The 18,666-nt window shown below is 61.3% G+C and carries 19 protein-coding genes; 7 read left to right on the top strand and 12 right to left on the bottom strand.

What is annotated here, in order from left to right:
• Positions 1-78 precede the first annotated feature (78 nt).
• The 3 genes from ACX3M4_RS06400 (at position 79) to ACX3M4_RS06390 (ending at position 3,803) form a co-directional block, all read left to right on the top strand.
• Entirely contained in the window at positions 79-1,347 is a 1,269-nt protein-coding gene (locus ACX3M4_RS06400; RefSeq protein WP_459357754.1) for an outer membrane protein assembly factor BamB family protein, read from the top strand.
• Positions 1,348-1,490: 143 nt separating this feature from the next.
• Entirely contained in the window at positions 1,491-2,918 is a 1,428-nt protein-coding gene (gene der / locus ACX3M4_RS06395) for a ribosome biogenesis GTPase Der (RefSeq protein ID WP_459359378.1), read from the top strand.
• 87 nt (positions 2,919-3,005) lie between these two features.
• Positions 3,006-3,803 carry an inositol monophosphatase family protein gene (locus tag ACX3M4_RS06390; RefSeq protein WP_459357753.1) on the top strand — a complete coding sequence of 266 codons (798 nt, stop codon included), beginning with the start codon at positions 3,006-3,008 and terminating at the stop codon, positions 3,801-3,803.
• Positions 3,804-3,812: 9 nt separating this feature from the next.
• On the opposite strand, the gene ACX3M4_RS06385 is transcribed toward ACX3M4_RS06390, so the two are convergent.
• From ACX3M4_RS06385 to rpsF, 12 genes are all read right to left on the bottom strand, one after another.
• Positions 3,813-4,184: a VOC family protein gene (locus tag ACX3M4_RS06385; protein WP_459357752.1), complete on the bottom strand. Its 372-nt coding sequence runs from the start codon at positions 4,182-4,184 to the stop codon at positions 3,813-3,815.
• 104 nt (positions 4,185-4,288) lie between these two features.
• Positions 4,289-4,903 (bottom strand): HAD family hydrolase, encoded by a 615-nt coding sequence (locus ACX3M4_RS06380; RefSeq protein WP_459357751.1) that lies wholly within the window; start codon positions 4,901-4,903, stop codon positions 4,289-4,291.
• A gap of 63 nt (positions 4,904-4,966) precedes the next feature.
• A complete protein-coding gene (locus tag ACX3M4_RS06375; protein ID WP_459357750.1) occupies positions 4,967-5,695 on the bottom strand; it encodes an SDR family NAD(P)-dependent oxidoreductase in 729 nt (242 codons plus the stop codon).
• Between the two features lie 80 nt (positions 5,696-5,775).
• Entirely contained in the window at positions 5,776-7,248 is a 1,473-nt protein-coding gene (gene purF / locus ACX3M4_RS06370; RefSeq protein ID WP_459357749.1) for an amidophosphoribosyltransferase, read from the bottom strand.
• 210 nt (positions 7,249-7,458) lie between these two features.
• The gene (locus ACX3M4_RS06365) at positions 7,459-8,070 is read right to left on the bottom strand and encodes a CvpA family protein (RefSeq protein ID WP_459357748.1); all 612 of its coding nucleotides are present in this window, start codon (positions 8,068-8,070) and stop codon (positions 7,459-7,461) included.
• A gap of 74 nt (positions 8,071-8,144) precedes the next feature.
• Positions 8,145-9,539, bottom strand: coding sequence for a DNA repair protein RadA (gene radA / locus ACX3M4_RS06360; RefSeq protein ID WP_459357747.1), 1,395 nt, complete (start codon positions 9,537-9,539; stop codon positions 8,145-8,147).
• Between the two features lie 12 nt (positions 9,540-9,551).
• Positions 9,552-10,694, bottom strand: a complete 1,143-nt coding sequence (gene alr / locus ACX3M4_RS06355; protein ID WP_459357746.1) for an alanine racemase — start codon at positions 10,692-10,694, stop codon at positions 9,552-9,554.
• A 120-nt stretch (positions 10,695-10,814) separates the two neighbouring features.
• The gene (locus ACX3M4_RS06350; RefSeq protein WP_459357745.1) at positions 10,815-11,090 is read right to left on the bottom strand and encodes a PilZ domain-containing protein; all 276 of its coding nucleotides are present in this window, start codon (positions 11,088-11,090) and stop codon (positions 10,815-10,817) included.
• A gap of 172 nt (positions 11,091-11,262) precedes the next feature.
• Positions 11,263-12,747, bottom strand: a complete 1,485-nt coding sequence (locus ACX3M4_RS06345; RefSeq protein WP_459357744.1) for a replicative DNA helicase — start codon at positions 12,745-12,747, stop codon at positions 11,263-11,265.
• Positions 12,748-13,109: 362 nt separating this feature from the next.
• Positions 13,110-13,688, bottom strand: a complete 579-nt coding sequence (gene rplI, locus ACX3M4_RS06340; RefSeq protein WP_459357743.1) for a 50S ribosomal protein L9 — start codon at positions 13,686-13,688, stop codon at positions 13,110-13,112.
• Between the two features lie 111 nt (positions 13,689-13,799).
• Complete coding sequence (gene rpsR / locus ACX3M4_RS06335; RefSeq protein ID WP_207139517.1) at positions 13,800-14,048, bottom strand: 30S ribosomal protein S18; 249 nt, start codon at positions 14,046-14,048, stop codon at positions 13,800-13,802.
• Positions 14,049-14,053: 5 nt separating this feature from the next.
• Positions 14,054-14,512 (bottom strand): 30S ribosomal protein S6, encoded by a 459-nt coding sequence (gene rpsF, locus ACX3M4_RS06330; RefSeq protein ID WP_459357742.1) that lies wholly within the window; start codon positions 14,510-14,512, stop codon positions 14,054-14,056.
• 533 nt (positions 14,513-15,045) lie between these two features.
• On the opposite strand from rpsF, the gene fabD reads away from it, so the two are divergent.
• The 4 genes from fabD (at position 15,046) to fabF (ending at position 18,635) form a co-directional block, all read left to right on the top strand.
• A complete protein-coding gene (gene fabD, locus ACX3M4_RS06325; protein WP_459357741.1) occupies positions 15,046-15,990 on the top strand; it encodes an ACP S-malonyltransferase in 945 nt (314 codons plus the stop codon).
• 75 nt (positions 15,991-16,065) lie between these two features.
• On the top strand, positions 16,066-16,803 hold the full coding sequence (gene fabG / locus ACX3M4_RS06320; protein ID WP_459357740.1) for a 3-oxoacyl-[acyl-carrier-protein] reductase: 738 nt from the start codon (positions 16,066-16,068) through the stop codon (positions 16,801-16,803).
• Between the two features lie 246 nt (positions 16,804-17,049).
• Positions 17,050-17,283 (top strand): acyl carrier protein, encoded by a 234-nt coding sequence (locus ACX3M4_RS06315; RefSeq protein WP_006931822.1) that lies wholly within the window; start codon positions 17,050-17,052, stop codon positions 17,281-17,283.
• 86 nt (positions 17,284-17,369) lie between these two features.
• Positions 17,370-18,635: a beta-ketoacyl-ACP synthase II gene (gene fabF, locus ACX3M4_RS06310; RefSeq protein ID WP_459357739.1), complete on the top strand. Its 1,266-nt coding sequence runs from the start codon at positions 17,370-17,372 to the stop codon at positions 18,633-18,635.
• Positions 18,636-18,666 lie beyond the last annotated feature (31 nt).

Below are 18,666 nucleotides of genomic sequence, written 5' to 3'. Positions count from 1 at the left end.
TTGACGAAGGTTTCCCGCCGCGGACGCGGCATGGTCGGTGTCCTTGCGCTGTCATTGGCTCTGACGGGATGCGGTTCCGTGAGTGAGTTTACGGAAAGTGTCAATCCTTTCAGCCGCGAAAAGATCTTGCCGGGCGAACGCCAGCCGGTCTTCGACGGGGCGGATCCGGCGGCCGAAGCACTCGGCCAGGCAGCAAAGGTGGGGCCGGCAACCGGCGGGCAGTCCTGGACAACTGCCGGCGGCGGCTTGACCAACGATCCGGGAAACGTGGCAATTTCTGTCTCCGGCAGCCGGGCCTGGCGGGCCCAGGTCGGTTCATCCGGCCGTGGTCTGACGTCTGCGGCCCTGCGCCTTTCCGCCCGCCCGGTTTCCAACGGCGGCCAGATCTTCGTTTACAAGCCGAATGGCGAGGTTGTTGCACTCTCCACAGGCGGCGGGCGGCAATGGGTAGCGAACCTGCGGCCGGAAGGCGAGCGTGATGTAGGTCCTGGTGGCGGTGTCGCGGTTGACGGCGGCGTCGTTTATGCCGCGACCAGCTACCGTCAGGTGGCCGCCCTTGATGCCGGTTCCGGCCGTGAAATCTGGAAGGTCGACATCGACACCCCGGCGAGAGGCGCTCCGATTGCTGGTGCCGGCCATGTCTTTGTCGTGACCCAGTCCAACGAAGTCTATGCCCTCAAACAGTCCGACGGCAGCGTCGCCTGGAGCTATGCAGGCATCGAGGAAACCGCAGGTCTCCTGTCCGCGGCCAATCCGGCGATTTCCGGCAACCGGGTGATTGTGCCATTCTCCTCCGGCGAGATCATGGCTATCGACATCAAGACCGGTGAGCCGGCCTGGGTTGATGGGGTCTCGCGCGGTTTCCGGACACTGGCGCTTTCCGGCCTGGCGGATGTCTCCGCAAGCCCCGTCGTCTCGGGCAACACCGCCTATGCGACAGGTGTTGCCGGCCGCACGGTCGCCGTCGATGCGCGCACTGGCCAGCGCCGTTGGGAGCAGGATCTCGGCAGCGTGCATACGCCCATCGTTTCCGGCGGAGCTCTGTTCATGGTCGACCTTGACGACCGCATGGTGGCTCTCAGCCTGAAGGACGGGGCAACCCTTTGGGCGTCCGCTTTGCCGCGGCCCGAAAAGAAAAAGAAACGCCGTAACTGGGCAGGGCCGATTCTGACCAATGGCGCACTCGTCGCCTTTTCCAGCGACGGCCAGATCGCTATTGTGGACGCCGCCTCAGGCAAAACCATGCTGACACAGCGCACCAACACGGATGTCTATGTGACGCCGATTGTTGCAGGTGGGCGCATCGTGGTGCTGGAAGGCAATGACGGCGTCGCTGCCTTCAACTAGAGCGTTTCGCGTTCCCCGAACGCTGGCATGATGCTCTAACATTATAAAACCGGTCAGCTTTGGGCCATTCAATCGGATCTGATTGAATGGCCGCTGATCTTTGGGTAGGGCCCGTAGAGGCCCGCCTGTCAGGAGTTACCGCTGTGGGCGCTACCGTCGCCATTATCGGACGGCCGAATGTCGGCAAGTCCACCCTGTTCAACCGTCTGGTCGGCAAGCGCCTTGCGCTCGTGGACGACACGCCTGGTGTCACCCGCGACCGGCGCCCGGGCGAAGCCCGCCTTGGCGACCTGCGCTTCACCATCGTCGATACGGCAGGCCTGGAAGACGCGGACAAGGATTCGCTCGAAGGCCGCATGCGCCGCCAGACCGAGGAAGCGATCGAATCCGCGGACGCGGTTCTTTTCGTGATCGACGCCCGTGCGGGGGTGACCCCGCTCGATGCGCATTTTGCCGAAGTTGCCCGCAAGACCACCCGGCCGGTGATCCTTCTGGCCAACAAGGCCGAAGGCAGGGCAGGCGAAAGCGGGCTCTACGAATCCTATTCCCTCGGTCTCGGCGATCCGATCGCGATTTCCGCCGAACACGGCGAGGGCCTCGCGGACCTTTACGACGCGCTGAAGCCGCATGTCGATCGGGTGACGGAAGAAGAGGAAACGAAGCGCGAGGAAGCCGTCACCAACGTCGCAGTCGACGAGGACGGCGAGATCATCGAAGCCGAAGAACCCGTCGGCACCAGGGAACGGCCGCTGCGCGTTGCCATTGTCGGACGGCCGAATGCGGGCAAGTCCACCTTGATCAACCGCATGCTGGGCGAAGACCGCATGCTGACAGGTCCGGAAGCGGGCATTACGCGCGACTCCATTTCCGTCGACTGGACCTGGCGCGACCGCCACATCAAGCTCTTCGACACGGCGGGCATCCGCAAGAAGGCACGCGTTCAGGAGAAGCTGGAGAAACTCTCCGTCGCCGACGCGCTGCGGGCGATCAAGTTCGCCGAAGTCGTCGTGATCACCCTGGACGCCACCATGTCTTTCGAGAAGCAGGATCTGCAGATCATTGATCTCGTCGCACGCGAGGGCCGCGCCCTGGTGATCGCGATCAACAAGTGGGACCTGATCGAGGACCGGGAAGAGGCCTGGAAACGGATCCGCGACGCCAACGAACGCTATTTCAACCAGATCCGCGGTGTACAGATCGCGACCCTTTCAGGTCTGCAGGGACAGGGCATCGACCGGCTGGTCGAGAGCGTCTTCACCGCCTATGAGGCCTGGAACTCCCGCGTCTCCACGTCCCGGCTCAACCGCTGGCTCGACCGGGTGACCGCCAACCATCCGCCTCCCGCCGTTGCCGGGCGCCGCGTGCGCCTGCGCTATGCCACCCAGGCAAAGACGCGGCCGCCGCACTTTGTCGTTTTCTGTTCGCGTCCCGAGCAACTGCCGGAAAGCTATACCCGCTATCTGGTCAACTCCATGCGCGAAAGTTTCGACATCCATGGCACACCTATCCGGCTGACTTATCGCAAGGGCGACAACCCCTACGCGACCAAGAAAAAGCGAAAGATCCAGTAACCCGGCAGTCTCGTTTCAGGCTGCCTGTCCACCCGCAGCCTGCACAGACGGGCTGCGGTGCTTCCAGGTATTTGAAGGAGTGATTTGATGTCCATTGACCGGCTGGAATTTGCTGTCGCCCTCGCCGAAAAGGCCGGTGAACTCGGTCTCGACTATTTCCGCAAGCTGGATACGCTGACCGTAACCCAGAAGGGTCATCAGGATCTCGTGTCGGAAGCCGACAGAAACGTGGAAACGCTCATTCGCGCAGAATTGGCCAAGGCGTTCCCGGACGACGGTATCCTGGGTGAAGAGCACGGGATGGAAGAGGGCACGACCGGATTTACCTGGGTCACCGACCCGATCGACGGAACCGCGAATTTCGTCGCCGGCATCCCGCAATGGTGCGTCATCATCGCTTGTGTGCATCAGGGACAGGTGATCGTCGGCGTGATCCACGATCCCGTGTCGAAGGAAACTTTCAAGGCGGCAGCCGGTCACGGAGCTTTCGTCAACGGCAAGCCGATCAAGACGTCCGATAGCCGTAGCTTGTCCAATGGCTCAGTCGGTGTCGGCTTCAACGGCCGCACGGCAATCACGGATGCCGTCAACGTCGTCGGTGCTCTCGTCTCGAAGGGCGGCGTCTTTTTCCGCAATGCCTCGGGTGGCCTGATGCTCGCCTATGCCGCGTCCGGCCGTCTGATCGGCTATGTGGAATCCCACATGAATGCCTGGGACTGCCTCGCCGGCATGCTCATCGCCAGGGAAGCCGGTGGCATGGTCCTTGAACAGGACATCAACCACGCCCTCTATCACGGCGCGCGCGTCGTTGTCGGCGCTCCGGGTGTCTTTGCCGATCTTCAGGAAATCGCAGAAAGCTCCTTCGCGCCGCTCGAGGCGGCTTAAGCTTCCAGGTCAGACATGCTGGTCGATCAAAATCGGATTGCCGTCCGGATCGATCAGCATGAAGCTGGCCGGACCGCTTGATGTTTCATCAGCCTCGCTCGCAAATTGATAGCCCCTGGCTTTCAGCGCTTTCTGCAGCTCGCGAATGTCCTGAAAATTCTCCAGCTTTTCCGCGCTCTGGTTCCAGCCCGGATTGAAGGTCAGCATGTTCTTGTCGAACATGCCTTGAAAGAGCCCGATGACGGTCTCTCCGTTCTTCATGATCAGCCAGCCGTCGTCGCCCGAACCGCCCAGGTCTGAAAATCCCAGTCCTTCATAAAAGGTCTTTGATTTCCGGATGTCCTTGACGGTCAGGCTGACCGAGAACGCACCAAGTTGCATGACAGGGCTCCTTTGCGACCTTGAGAGCAAATCGCGTTTCTTCGCAAAAAGCGATGCAAGATATATCCAGTTAAACGCGACATGCTTTCGGTGCCGGAATGCTGTCAAAGACCAAGGAAGGACGCAAGTTCGAAGCGCGTCCGTCCGTCGAAATGGAAACCCTGCCAGCCAAGTGACTGGGCGGCGCGAACGTTGGAGGCGCTGTCGTCGATCAGCAGGATGTCGCTTGGCGGCAGGCCGAGTGTTTCACTGACATGTTCGAAGAACGCCGTTTCCGGTTTTGCGTGACCGATACGGCCGGAAGAGAAGACGCGGCTGACGAGACACAGGAACCCGACCTTGTCCTCGATATAGCTTGCACGCCGGGTCTCGTTATTCGTCGCGATGATCTGCACGACCCCAAGACTTTGGATTTCATCTACCAGACCGCATGTGTAGGGGTCTTTCAAGTCGTCCTTGTCGAACCAGTAGTCGATCAGGTCCGAAGCGCCAAGACCGTAGCCTGACCGGTCAAGCCAGTTCTGGACATGATCCTGCAGATCCGTCTTGCCATTGATGACGTTCGAGAAGGTTTCGTCGAAAATACCGCGCTCGAATTCCGGCAGCGGAATGCCGAGATCCTCTTCGAGCGTGTCTGCCCAGACGAAGCGTCCGTCGACGATGTTGCGGTTCAAAACGCCGTCGAAGTCCCAGGCGATTGCCTTGATGTCGTTACGCATTGCGGCTTGCTCCCGGATCGTTCGTTGATCCGGAAGCAATGAAAGGTCAAGAATGAGGAGCCTTTAAGGCGTGATCCATTCGCGGCTGACGCGATCGTAGAGGCCGCCGGTCTCCAGTACATCCGCTGAGAGGAGCGGCAGCAGATCCGCGGCAACCTCGGCCGGCTGCGGCAGGTTCTCCGGTGCTTCTCCCGGCATCGCCTTGGCGCGAAGGCCCGTGCGGGTCGGTCCCGGATCGGCGATGTTGATCTTCATCTTCGTCTGCAGGCTTTCATTGGCCCAGGTGCGGGCCATGGCCTCGACAGCCGCCTTGCTGATCGATTGCAGACCCCAGAAAGGCGTGCAGGTGTTCGCATGAACCGAGGTCAGGAAGAGGGCCCGGCCCGCGTCCGATTGGCGCAGCAGCGGATCAAGCGAGCGGATCAGGCGCCAGTTGGCGGTGATGTTCACCGCGCTCACCTTGTCGAAATCCTTCACGCCGATATGACCGAGAGGCGACAGCACGCCCAGCATGCCGGCGTTGGCAACCAGGATGTCGAGCTTCTTCCAGCGCTCGTAGATCGCGGCCCCAAGCCGGTCCAGCGCGTCGAAATCGGTCAGGTCGACCGGGACCAGCGTCGTCTCGCCACCGGCTGCGCGGATCTCGTCGTCGAGGTCCTCAAGGCCGCCGACGGTGCGGGCTAGCGCAATCACATGTGCGCCCCGCTCGCCAAGCTGTTTCGCGATCTGGTAGCCAATTCCGCGGGAGGCGCCGGTCACAAGCGCGATCCGGCCTTCGAAGTCTTTGGTCATGCGTGATCTCTTGGATCGAACATCCTTCCGGCGGTGGCGCCGGAAGGCTGAACATCGATCTTCAGGAGGGGTTTAGGGAGTTAGCCGACTTCCACAAGGCGTGGAGCTTTGACGAAGCCTTCGTCTTCGGAAAGGTCCGTGAGCGGTGTCGGGTAGTCGCCGGTGAAACAATGGTCGGTGAATTGCGGGTTCTTGTCGTCCCGCCCATCATAGCCCATGGCCTTGTAGATGCCGTCGACGGAGAGGAAGGCGAGGCTATCGGCGCCGATATAGGCGCGCATTTCCTCAAGGCCGTATTTGGCTGCAAGCAGCTTTTCGCGCACCGGCGTGTCGATGCCGTAGTAGTCCGAATACTTGATCGGCGGGCTGGCGAGGCGGAAGTGGACTTCCTTGGCGCCGGCCTCGCGGATCATCTGCACGATCTTCACGGATGTCGTGCCGCGCACCAGACTGTCGTCGACCAGAACGACGCGCTTGCCTTCGATCTGGGCCCGGTTGGCGGAGTGCTTCATCTTCACGCCGAGAGCGCGGATCTGCTGCGTCGGCTCGATAAACGTGCGGCCAACATAGTGGTTGCGGATGATGCCGAGTTCGAACGGGACCCCGCTTTCCTGGCTGAAGCCGATCGCCGCCGGCACGCCGCTGTCCGGCACCGGCACGATGACGTCGGCATCGACATGTGATTCACGCGCAAGCTGGCGGCCCATTTCGCGGCGCACGTCATAGACGCTGCGGCCGCCGACAATGGAATCGGGACGGGAGAAATAGATGTATTCGAAGATGCAGGGGCGGGCGGGACGCTTGCCGAACGGGAAGAAGGATTCGATCCCGGTCGTGGTGCAGACGATAACTTCGCCGTTCTCCACTTCGCGGATGAACTTCGCCCCAATGATGTCGAGCGCACAGGTCTCGGACGCCAGGATCGGCGCGCCGTTGAGATCGCCCAGAACAAGCGGCCGGATGCCGAGCGGGTCGCGGGCGCCGATGAGCTTCTTGGACGTGAGTGCGACCAGCGAATAGGCGCCTTCCATCTGGGTGATGGCGTCGATGAAGCGTTCGACGATCTTGCCCTTGCGCGAGCGGGCAACAAGCTGCAGCACGACTTCACTGTCCGAGGTCGACTGGCAGATGGCACCGTCGCGGATCAACTGGCGGCGCAGGGTCATGGCGTTGGTGAAGTTGCCGTTGTGACAGACGGCAATGCCGCCGCCGTCGAGTTCGGCAAAGAGCGGCTGGACGTTGCGCAGGATCGTCTCGCCGGTGGTGGAATACCGGACATGGCCGACGGCGGCCTTGCCGGTCAGCCGTTCGATCGTTTCAGCGTCAGAGAAATGATCGCCGACGAGGCCGAGATGACGTTCGGCGCGGAACTGCTCGTTGTCCACGGTGACGATACCGGCGGCTTCCTGTCCGCGGTGCTGCAAGGCATGCAGGCCGAGCGCCGTCAGCGCGCTGGCATCCTCGTGGCCCAGGATCCCGAAGACCCCGCATTCCTCGCGCAAGGTGTCGTCGTTGATGTCGAACGGGTCATGCACTTCGGTTCCGCCAGCCATGGCGAACACTCCTTCGTTCCGGCCGGGGGAGGTCCGGCTTTAGGTTCCGGTCAACCGTCCTCCGGGATCGACCTGGAGGAACGGAGATTGAACGATGTTACAAACTGCCTTTGCCCGCGCTCTCCGGAGCGCCGGACGATCTGGTTGAGGAGCCTCACGGCCCCCGGTTGCTGCCCTTCAGATCTGCTGCCCGTGTCAGGTTTGACCTGATCAGTTGCCCTGTGTCGACAGGAGGTCGTTGACCCCTTGACGTTCGGTATCGCTGTATGTCGGCTCTTCCGCCGGCGTATCGCCGCTGCCCGACTGCTGGCTCTGGCGGATCTTTTCCAGGATCGCCTTTTCCGGATCTTCCGGCAACACTGCCACCAGCCGTTCGCCGATCGACAGAAGGATGGGCCGAGCCTTGGCGTTCAGGACCCATTGCGGCTGCTGCTCCGGCTGGACGAACCAGTTGAAGAACATCATCGCGACCACGACCAGCAGCAAACCGCGCACTGCGCCGAATACAAAGCCGAGCGTCCTGTCCAGCGCGCCGATGCGGCTGTCGAGCACGAAATCGGAAATCCGCATGGTTATATAGCTGACCACCAGCAGTGTGACCAGAAAGACAGCCGCGGCAGAAACGCCCATCGCGACAATTTCATTGTCGATATACTGCTTGGTGTAGGGGAGCACCCGCTCGTAAAGCAGGAATGCCGCAGCTGCCGCTGCCACCCAGGAGACGATGGAAAGGACTTCCCGGACAAACCCGCGGATCATCGCAAGGACCGCCGAAATGAACATGATGACCAATAGCAGTCCGTCCAGCAGCGTTATGGGCATGATCCTGAAAAATCCTCTGTCTGGTGCTCATTCCTGAGCCGAAACCTTCAGTTCGAACCCGCGACCATCATGCGTCAACTACCCCGTGAAGCACTAGCCTCAGCCGAGAGTTTGGCGACAAAGTCCCCAAGTTCCGGCAATCCCGTCGCCTTGAAGGACGAGGCCGCGCTGTCCTTGAGGTTGCCCTCAGGGCAGTAAGCCTGATCGAAGCCGAGTTTCTCTGCTTCTTTCAGCCTCGATTGGGCCTGGGCGACCGGCCGGATGGCCCCGGAAAGGCTGACTTCGCCGAAATAGACGCAATTGGCCGGAAGGGCAAGTCCGCTGAGTGAAGAGATGAGGGCCGCGGCAACCGCAAGATCGGCGCCGGGCTCGTTGATCTTGAGCCCGCCGGCAACATTCAGGTAGACATCGTGCTGCGAAAATCGCACGCCGCAGCGCGCTTCCAGGACCGCGAGGATCATCGACAGGCGTGCGCTGTCCCAGCCGATCACGGCCCGGCGCGGCGTCCCGAGCGAGGATTGCGCCACCAGCGCCTGGATCTCGATGAGAAGCGGCCGCGAGCCTTCCAGCCCCGCAAAGACGGCAGCTCCAGGCGCCGACGTGTTGCGGTCGCCCAGAAACAGCGCGGAAGGGTTCGGCACTTCCTGAAGGCCTTTTCCCGTCATCTCGAAGACGCCGATTTCGTCGGTCGCACCGAAGCGGTTCTTGACCGAGCGCAGGATGCGGTACTGGTGCGCACCGTCGCCCTCGAAATAGAGCACGGCGTCGACCATATGTTCGACAACGCGCGGACCGGCAATCTGGCCGTCCTTGGTCACATGACCGACGAGCACCAGCGTCGTGCCGTTCTTCTTGGCGTAGCGGACCATGGACTGGGCCGAGGCCCTGACCTGGGTTACTGTGCCCGGAGGCGATTCAACCTGGTCGGTCCACAGCGTCTGCACCGAATCGAGGATCAGAAGGGCAGGGGCCGTGTCCGCCTCCAGCGTTGCAAGAATATCCTCGACACTGGTTTCTGCGGCGAGTGCCACCGGGGCGCCGGCAAGGCCGAGGCGTTCGGCCCTGAGGCGTACCTGGCCTATGGCTTCTTCGCCGGAGATATAGACGGTCCGGTGGCCGAGATTGGCGAGCTGCGCTGCCGCCTGGATCAGCAGCGTCGATTTGCCGATGCCCGGATCCCCGCCGACCAGAAGTGCCGAGCCGCGCACGAAACCGCCGCCGGTGACCCGGTCGAGCTCCGCCACCTTGGACTGGATGCGGGGGGCTTCCTTGGTGTCGCCCTGCAGGCCGACCAGGGGAACGACGCGGCCCTTGCTGCGGGCAGCCCGTCCGGGACCGCCGCCGATGCCGCCTCCCGTCTGCTCCTCGACAATGGTGTTCCACTCGCCGCAGCTTTCGCAGCGCCCGACCCATTTGGCGGTAACAGCGCCGCAGGACTGGCAGACAAAGGACGTGGACCGCCGCGCCATCATTTCTTCCGTTCAGGTGAGGGGGGCGTAGACGCGCTCAAAGCGCCGCCCGAGGCTTGTCAGATACTCGTAGTCGATGGTGTCGGCATAAGCGGCAAGGTCGGCGGCGGCAACACCTGGGCCCAGCATTTCCACAAAGGCGCCACGCTGAAGGAGATGTTCAGGCACGTCCGTGACGTCAAGGGCGATCATATCCATTGAGATGCGGCCAAGGATCGGAACCCTGTAACCGCCAATCATACCGAAGCCACCAGGCCGCTGGTCGGTGGACCCGGCTCGCCGGATGAGACCATCCGCATAGCCGGCGGCAACAATTGCGTTGCGCAGTGGCCTGGGCGCGGTAAACCTTGCATCGTAGCCAATCGTGTCCCCAGGTGGAACGTCGCGCACGATCATGATGCGGGCCTCGACCTTCGCAGTCGGCCGCATCGGGTTGGGTTCGGTTTCGATTGCAACGCCGCCATAGAGTGCAATTCCCGGACGCACGAGATCGAAATGGTAATCGGGGCCCATCAGCACGCCTGCGGAATTCGCCAACGATCGCGGAATATGGTCGAAAGCGTCCGTAACCTCGCGGAAAAGCTTCAACTGGCGCCGGTTCATCGGATTTTCAGGTGTAGGCGCGCAGGCGAGGTGACTCATGAGAAGAGAGGGACGAAACGGCCCAAGTAAACCCGGGTCGTTCAGCGCTTCTGAGAATTCGGAAAGCGACAGGCCCAGCCGGTGCATGCCGGTGTCGACATGGACCGCGGCATCGAGAGTTCTTCCGGCGGACTTGCACAGACCAGCCCATTCCACCAGTTCCCCGATGGAACCTAGAACAGGCCGGATGTCATGCTCCAGAAGCAGGTCTCCCGTTTGCGGAAAGAGCCCGTCGAGGGCGTATATGACAGCCTCCGGAAGTATTTGCCGAAGTTCGATTGCCTCGGTTGGCACCGCAACAAAAAATGTTCTGCAACCGGCCTCATAAAGAGCTGGTGCAACCCGGTCCTGACCCATGCCATAGGCATCAGCCTTCACGACAGCGGAACACTCCACATGACGGGCCAGCTTGTCCTTCAGGAAGGTCCAATTGGCTGAAATCGCCTCAAGGTCGATCGTCAGACGGCCGCCGTATAGCCCGGCCGGATAGGAATTTTTCTGGATCGGCGACACGGTCCGGTGAGATCTCCCGTCAGAATCATCGACTGAAATGCATAGGGAGTTTAGCGCATCGATGGGCTGAAATGCCAATGGCGAAAGGAGAAAATCGGGACATATGGCTCCGCGGCCAACTCAGTCCATATAGAGGAATTCCACGCCAGCTTCGCCGGAACGCACCCAGCGCAACTCGCCGTAGAAACGCAACTTGCGGCTTTCGATCTCGATGGTGATCCGCTGGTTGGGCTCCAGATCCTTGGTGTTGGTCGCCACGCGGCAACCGCCGACGCTGATATCCTCGACGACGCAAGGCCGGTGAGTGGCGTCCTGTTTCAGGATGCCCGGCCACTTGCACCGCCTGCGTGGAAAGACGCGGGCTTCCTCCAACAGTTTTTGCTTCGCGGATATCAAGGCGGGCTCACAGGAAATGGCTTTGGGACAACTTGATACTACTTAAAGTATATGATGAGGTTTAACAGTGGTTTAATCACGTATGGGTGTGCAACCTTCCAAGAACACGCAAAAGGTCGCAACCGGGTGGGCGCGACCTTTCGAATTTCCGGAACGAACAGACTGACGGCGCCTATTCGTAGCGTTGAGGAAGGTGATCTTCCTCGGCAAGGTCGGAGAAGCGGGTGTACTGACCTTCGAAGTGCAGGTAGGCCGTGCCGGTCGGGCCGTGACGCTGCTTGGCAATGATGACTTCGGCCTTGCCCTTGGCGGCCTCGTGCTTGGCTTCCCAGGCGGCATATTCGGGAGAGCCGACTTCCGGCTCTGTCTTGGAGAGGTAATATTCCTCGCGATACACGAACAGGATCACGTCGGCGTCCTGTTCGATCGAGCCCGATTCACGCAAGTCCGACATCATCGGCCGCTTGTCGTCGCGCGATTCCACCTGACGGGAGAGCTGGGAAAGGGCGATGATCGGCACCTGAAGCTCCTTGGCCAGCGCCTTCAGGCCCGTGGTGATTTCGGTGATTTCCTGGACACGGTTGCCGGAATTCTTCGCCGAGCCGGAGAGCAGCTGAATATAGTCGACCACGAGCAGATCCAGGCCGCGCTGGCGTTTCAGCCGCCGCGCCTTGGCCACCAGCGAGGCGATGGAGATACCGCCGGTCTGGTCCACATGCAGCGGGACCGTCTGCATTGTCTGGGCGCAGGCCGCGAGCTTTTCGAATTCCGCTTCCGTGATGTCTCCGCGGCGGATCTTCGAGGAGGAAATCTCGGCCTGCTCGGAAATGATACGTGTGGCCAGCTGTTCGGCCGACATTTCCAGCGAGAAGAAGCCGACGACACCGCCATTGATGGTCTTGATAGAGCCGTCCTGCTGTTCCTCGGACTTGTAGGACTGGGCGATGTTGTAGGCGATGTTGGTTGCCAGAGACGTCTTGCCCATGGCGGGACGTCCGGCGAGCACGATCAGATCCGAATGCTGCAATCCGCCCATCAGCCGGTCGAGTTCGCGCATGCCGGTCGAAATGCCGGAGAGGGCGCCTTCGCGGTTATAGGCGGCGTGGGCCATCTCGATGGTTTCGCTCAACGCGTCGCCAAAGGAGACGAAGCCACCTTCGCTGCGGCCGGTTTCGGCGAGTTCGAACAGCCGCCGCTCCGCATCGTCGATCTGCTGCGAGGGCGGCACGTCGATCGGAGCGTCATAGGCGATGTTGACCATGTCCTCGCCGATGCGGATGAGGTTCCGCCGGATGGCAAGGTCATAGATGGTACGGCCGTAATCCTCGGCGTTGATGATCGAGGCGGCATCGCCCGCAAGCCGCAGCAGGAACTGGGTCGCCGACAGGTCGGCAATCTTGGCATCGGCCGGATAGAAGGTCTTCAGGGTAATCGGAGAGGCGGTCTTGCCGGCCCGGATCAGGTGGCTGATCTTCTCGTAGATGTCCTGATGCGGCGGGACGAAGAAATGGTGCGGTTCCAGGAAGTCGGAAACCCGGTAGAAAGTCTCGTTGTTGACCAGAATCGCCCCCAGCAGCTGCCGTTCGGCTTCCGCGTTGTGCGGCGCCAGGCGCTGGACGTCTTCTTCCGTCTCGACCTTCTGTAACGTGCCCTTCATATCGTCCCCCGATGACCAAAGTTCATCCGGAATACTCTGTGGCGGGGGAGGGCTCAAGGATCAAAAACCGCTGTTTTTGATTCCCACCGCTCCGGGCAGATCAACGGGGAAAGTTTCGAATCCTGCTTGACTCCAAAGTCGATTGAAGACTCAAGAGGGTAGCGCTTAGTTATTGAATTCAATCATATTTTTGGAAAGGTTAATAGACGGTTAATGAAATGGCTAGCGGATTCAAGGCCTTGGAAGAGGCTTTGAAGCTGTCGCATGAAAGCTCTTCGCGGGTGCGGAAATTGAAATGCTGGCAAAATAAAAACGGCGCTGAGAACAGCGCCGTTTTCGTAAGCCGGTAAAGGAGGGAAGCCTTAGGCTTCGTCTTCCACCGAAGCTTCGTCGGAAGCGTCGGCACCTTCTTCGGTGTCTTCTTCCTCTTCGAATTCGAAGACGTCCTGTTCCGGGGTGGTGAGGTCTTCACCGGCCGCCTGACGGACAGCTTCGTCTTCGGAACGCGCAACGTTGACCTTGACCGAGACTTCCACTTCCGGGTGCAGCTGGATCAGGACCGAGTGCAGGCCGATCGTCTTGATCGGGCTGCGCAGCTCGACCTGGCTGCGGGAGACGGTGAAGCCGGCTGCGGTCAGGCCGTCGGCGATGTCGCGGGTGGAAACGGAACCGTAGAGCTGACCGGTCTCGCCGGCGGAACGGATCATCACCAGGGATTCGCCGTCCAGCTTGGAGGCAACGGCCGAAGCTTCGGTCTTGCGTTCCAGGTTACGGGCTTCAAGCTGGGCGCGCTCACGTTCGAAACGCTCCAGGTTTGCCTTGTTGGCGCGCAGTGCCTTGCCCTGCGGCAGCAGGAAGTTACGGGCATAGCCGTCGCGAACGCGAACGGTGTCGCCCATCTGGCCGAGCTTTGCGATACGCTCAAGAAGGATAATCTGCATGTCTTTCTCCTACTGTCCCACCGGTGAGGTGGTTAGAGGCCGTTTGCCCGCGGCCCCAATTCGGGTCTCCCGGGCGGGCCCGGGAGATGGTGTCTCCTGAAACAGGAGATCTTAGCTGATCACGAAGGGCAGCAGGCCGAGCAGGCGTGCGCGCTTGATGGCGCGGGCCAGTTCACGCTGCTTCTTCGCGGAAACCGCGGTGATGCGGCTCGGGACGATCTTGCCGCGCTCGGAAATGTAGCGCTGCAGCAGACGGATGTCCTTGTAATCGATCTTCGGCGCGTTGGAGCCGGAGAACGGGCAGGTCTTCCGGCGGCGGAAGAACGGACGACGGCTCGGAAGCTGTGCAACATCAACCATCTATCTTACTCCCCTTCTGCCCGGCGCGGAGCGCGTTCGCCCCGGTCGCCACCACGTCCACCCCGGTCACCACCGCGGTCGCCGAAACGGCCGCCGCGATCGCCGCGGTCACCACGCTCGCCGCCACGGCGGTCGTCGCGGTCGCGCTTCTGCATCATTGCAGACGGCTCTTCGTCGAGTTCCTCGACCTTGAAGGTCATGTGGCGGAGAATGTCTTCGCTGAGACCCATCTGACGTTCCATTTCAGCGACCGCTGCGTGCGGCGCGTTGATGTTCATCAGAGTGTAGTGAGCCTTGCGGTTCTTCTTGATGCGGTATGCGATGGAACGCAGACCCCAGCTTTCCACCTTGCCGACAGTGCCGCCAGCGCCTTCGATGAGGCCCTTGTACTGTTCGACGAGTTGTTCGACCTGCTGGGTCGAAATATCCTGGCGCGCCAGGAATACGTGCTCGTAAAGAGGCATGGAAACAAGCCTTTCCTCGTGTTGACAACGCGGGATCGGCGCAGAGCCTCCTCGTAGCCCCGGAAAGGCACGAGAATTCTAACGAGAGCGGAGACACGGGAAGTCGGATCTTTTTACCGATCCTGGCAAAGCCCTTCCGTTCAGCCCCCGGCCAAATCCCGGATGAAGCGCGCTCTATACTCGGTTCTGCGAAAAATGCAAGCGTCCGCGGTGAATAATTGCGGGAAGGCAGGCCATGCAGGATCCAACCACTTTTCGCATCACCGGTCCGGAAGCGGCATTAGATAAGGGAGGCAGGCGTGTCAACGCGGATAGCCTTCCCAGCCTACTCTCCAACGGAAAACGGGCGAAAGCCGCCAATTTTGGCAAATGATTGCCCGCCGGGCCTTGACAGTCCGGCCCCCGCCGTATCATAGCCTCGCGCCAAGTCGATTTCAGTCCATGCCGGACTGTCTTCTCCGCTTTCTATATAGCCGTCGACCTAACGCCTCATTGGCCCAAGGTCCGCTCACGAGTCTCGGAGGCGTTTCCAGATGACCATTGCATTCACCTTTCCCGGTCAGGGCAGCCAGAGCGTTGGAATGGGCAAAGCCCTTGCCGATGCCTTTCCAGAGGCAAAAGCCGTCTTCGACGAGGTCGACGCGGCGCTTGGCCAGAAGCTGTCAGACATCATGTGGAACGGTCCGGAAGACGCGTTGACGCTGACGGCGAACGCCCAGCCGGCGCTGATGGCAGTCAGCCTTGCCACGATGCGCGTTCTGGAAGCCCGCGGTTTCGATCTTTCCTCCAGCGCCGCCTTCGTCGCCGGTCACTCGCTCGGCGAATATTCCGCGCTTGCCGCCGCCGGCAGCTTTGACGTCGGAACCGCCGCACGCCTCCTGCGGGCTCGCGGCGATGCGATGCAAAACGCCGTTCCGGTCGGGCAGGGTGCCATGGCGGCTCTTCTCGGTCTCGATTTCGACGTCGCAGTGGAAGTGGCGGAAGCTGCTGCCCAGGGCGAAGTCTGCCAGGCGGCCAACGACAATGCGCCGGGCCAGGTTGTGGTCTCCGGACATCTGGCCGCCGTCGAGCGGGCCGTTGAGATCGCCAAGGCCAAAGGCGCGCGCCGTGCGGTGATGCTGCCGGTCAGCGCACCGTTTCATTGCTCGCTGATGGCTCCGGCTGCAGACAAGATGGCGGAAGCACTGGCCAGCGCCGACATCCGCTCGCCGGCGGTGCCGCTGGTCGCCAACGTTTTGGCGCGTCCGATCACCGATGCGGACGAAATCCGTGCCCGGCTCGTCGAGCAGGTCACCGGCACCGTGCGCTGGCGTGAAAGCGTGACCTGGCTGGCGGAAAACGGCGTCGACACATTCGTCGAGGTCGGTACCGGCAAGGTTCTGACCGGAATGGTCAAGCGTATTGCCAAGGATGCGGCGGGTCTTGCCGTGAACACGCCTGAAGATATCGACGCCCTTCTGGAAAAGATCTCCGGATAAGGCTTATATCAGCCAGCACCCATGCGGCCCCTGAGGCCGGAAGAAAAAGAAGTCAGATCTACGGAAGGAACCTCAATGTTCAGCTTGGAAGGGAAGACGGCCCTCGTCACCGGCGCCACCGGCGGGATCGGCGAAGCGATCGCGCGTGCGCTGCATGCTCAAGGAGCGACGGTGTCCCTCTCCGGCACGCGTGCCGAAAAGCTGGAGGCCCTGGCCGCCGATCTCGGCGAGCGCGCCTTCGTCACCCCGGCGAACCTCTCCGACCGGGCCGAGGTTGATGCGCTGCTTCCGGTTGCCGAAGAGAAGATGGGCTCCGTCGATATCCTTGTCAACAATGCCGGGATCACCCGCGACAACATCTTCATGCGCATGAAGGACGAGGAGTGGGATCAGGTTCTGGAAGTCAATCTGTCTTCCGGGTTCCGGCTGTGCCGTGCCGCGATCAAGGGCATGATGAAGCGCCGGTCCGGCCGCATCATCGGCGTCACCTCGGTTGTCGGCGTTACCGGCAATCCGGGCCAGGCAAACTATGCCGCGGCCAAGGCGGGCATGATCGGCATGTACAAGTCGCTTGCCCGGGAAGTGGCCAGCCGCAACGTTACGGTCAACACCATCGCGCCCGGTTTCATCGAAACGGCGATGACGGATGCGCTCAACGACAAGCAAAAAGAATCGATTTTGACGAGCGTGCCTGCCGGGCGTTTGGGTACTTCGGCTGAAATCGCCTCTGCCGCCGTTTACCTCGCCAGCACCGAAGCTGCCTACGTGACGGGCCAGACCCTGCACGTCAATGGCGGCATGGCTATGATTTAAAAGGAAGTTTCGCCGAGCAGGCAAAAAGAATCCGGGTCGCTCAGAAGCGGTCTGGACCGGCTGGTCAAGGTCAACAAAGTGTGTTACCTACCCGCCGATTGTTCCGAATTGCACCGTCTGACCAGAAAACCCGGACTGGCGGTGCGACGACATCTTTAAAACCGCGAGTTCGCGCCGCCGCTTTCGTAAAACCGGTCCGGGGCAGTTTCGCGAGTGACGAATAGATGAAAACCAAGGAAGTGAAAAATGAGCGATATCGCGGATCGGGTAAAGAAAATCGTCGTCGAACACCTCGGTGTTGACGCTGACAAGGTTGTCGAGGGCGCAAGCTTCATCGACGATCTGGGCGCTGACAGCCTTGACACCGTTGAGCTGGTCATGGCTTTCGAAGAAGAATTCGGCGTTGAAATCCCGGACACCGCAGCAGAAACCATCCTTACCGTTGGCGACGCTGTCAAATTCCTGGAAGCCAACAAGTAAGGGTTTCAGCCCTTCTTGAGGATTGTTTGAAGATCGGGCCGGCGGGGTGAAACCCCGCCTGGCCCTGCCAACGTAAGTGCGGGTGTATGAGGCGAGTTGTCGTAACTGGGTTGGGCATGGTGACGCCGCTTGGCAGCGGTGTCGATGTCACTTGGAAAAAGATCCTCGAAGGAAAAAGCGGGGCCAACAAGGTCACGAACTTCAAGGTTGACGATCTGGCCTGCCAAATCGCTTGCCAGATCCCGCGCGATCCGTCGGTCGAAGGTGCGTTCAATCCGGATGACTGGATGGACGTGAAGGAACAGCGCAAGGTCGATGACTTCATCGTCTATGCGATGGCTGCTGCCGACCAGGCGATGGCCGATTCCGGCTTCAAGGCGGAAACTTACGAACAACAGGTCCGTTCGGGCGTCCTGATCGGCTCCGGTATCGGCGGCCTGCAGGGTATCGAACAGGGCGCGCATCTGCTGGCCGAAAAAGGCCCGCGGCGCATTTCCCCCTTCTTCATTCCCGGACGCCTCATCAACCTGGCAGGTGGCTATGTCTCCATCCGTCACGGTCTGAAAGGCCCGAACCACGCCGTCGTCACCGCCTGTTCGACCGGTGCGCACGCCATCGGCGATGCTTCGCGCCTGATCGCTTTCGGCGATGCCGACGTTATGGTGGCCGGTGGGGCCGAATCTCCGGTCTGCCGTCTGGCGCTTGCCGGTTTTGCCGCCTGCCGTGCACTGTCGACGGGCTTCAACGACGAACCCGAACGCGGCTCGCGCCCCTATGACACTGCCCGCGACGGCTTTGTCATGGGTGAAGGCGCAGGCGTTGTCGTTCTGGAAGAATACGAACACGCGGTCCGCCGCGGAGCGCACATCTACGCCGAGATCATCGGTTACGGTCTCTCCGGCGATGCCTACCACATCACCGCACCGTCCTCCGACGGCGACGGCGCTTTCCGCTGCATGGAAGCGGCGCTGAAGCGGGCAGGGGTGACACCGGCCGAAATCGACTATGTCAATGCACATGGCACGTCGACGCCGCTCGGAGACGAGATCGAACTCGGCGCCGTCACGCGCCTTGCCGGCGAACACGCTTCCCGCCTGACCATGTCGTCGACCAAATCCTCGATCGGCCACCTTCTGGGGGCCGCCGGTGCTGTCGAGGCGATTTTCTCGGTTCTGGCGATTCGCGACAGCATGGCGCCACCGACCATCAACCTCGACAATCCGTCCGTCGAGACGGTTATCGATCTGGTGCCGCACAAGCCGAAGAAGCTGGACGTCAACGTTGCCCTGTCGAACTCCTTCGGCTTCGGCGGCACAAATGCCTCGCTTGTCTTCCGCAAAGTTGCCGCATAACCCAGTCAAGTTGCTCCGGCCGGGCCGAATC

It is taken from the genome of Roseibium sp. M-1 (assembly GCF_054515675.1).
The sequence above is the reverse complement of the archived record's forward strand: the minus strand, read 5'-3'. Positions and strand labels throughout refer to the sequence as shown.

What these genes read in the sequence shown, in the direction of transcription:
- ACX3M4_RS06390 (WP_459357753.1), top strand. Translation starts at nt 3,006, where the DNA reads ATGTCCATTGACCGGCTGGAATTTGCTGTCGCCCTCGCCGAAAAGGCC.
- ACX3M4_RS06385 (WP_459357752.1), bottom strand. Translation starts at nt 4,184, where the DNA reads ATGCAACTTGGTGCGTTCTCGGTCAGCCTGACCGTCAAGGACATCCGG.
- ACX3M4_RS06380 (WP_459357751.1), bottom strand. Translation starts at nt 4,903, where the DNA reads ATGCGTAACGACATCAAGGCAATCGCCTGGGACTTCGACGGCGTTTTG.
- ACX3M4_RS06375 (WP_459357750.1), bottom strand. Translation starts at nt 5,695, where the DNA reads ATGACCAAAGACTTCGAAGGCCGGATCGCGCTTGTGACCGGCGCCTCC.
- purF (WP_459357749.1), bottom strand. Translation starts at nt 7,248, where the DNA reads ATGGCTGGCGGAACCGAAGTGCATGACCCGTTCGACATCAACGACGAC.
- ACX3M4_RS06365 (WP_459357748.1), bottom strand. Translation starts at nt 8,070, where the DNA reads ATGCCCATAACGCTGCTGGACGGACTGCTATTGGTCATCATGTTCATT.
- radA (WP_459357747.1), bottom strand. Translation starts at nt 9,539, where the DNA reads ATGGCGCGGCGGTCCACGTCCTTTGTCTGCCAGTCCTGCGGCGCTGTT.
- ACX3M4_RS06345 (WP_459357744.1), bottom strand. Translation starts at nt 12,747, where the DNA reads ATGAAGGGCACGTTACAGAAGGTCGAGACGGAAGAAGACGTCCAGCGC.
- rplI (WP_459357743.1), bottom strand. Translation starts at nt 13,688, where the DNA reads ATGCAGATTATCCTTCTTGAGCGTATCGCAAAGCTCGGCCAGATGGGC.
- rpsR (WP_207139517.1), bottom strand. Translation starts at nt 14,048, where the DNA reads ATGGTTGATGTTGCACAGCTTCCGAGCCGTCGTCCGTTCTTCCGCCGC.
- rpsF (WP_459357742.1), bottom strand. Translation starts at nt 14,512, where the DNA reads ATGCCTCTTTACGAGCACGTATTCCTGGCGCGCCAGGATATTTCGACC.
- fabD (WP_459357741.1), top strand. Translation starts at nt 15,046, where the DNA reads ATGACCATTGCATTCACCTTTCCCGGTCAGGGCAGCCAGAGCGTTGGA.
- fabG (WP_459357740.1), top strand. Translation starts at nt 16,066, where the DNA reads ATGTTCAGCTTGGAAGGGAAGACGGCCCTCGTCACCGGCGCCACCGGC.
- ACX3M4_RS06315 (WP_006931822.1), top strand. Translation starts at nt 17,050, where the DNA reads ATGAGCGATATCGCGGATCGGGTAAAGAAAATCGTCGTCGAACACCTC.
- fabF (WP_459357739.1), top strand. Translation starts at nt 17,370, where the DNA reads ATGAGGCGAGTTGTCGTAACTGGGTTGGGCATGGTGACGCCGCTTGGC.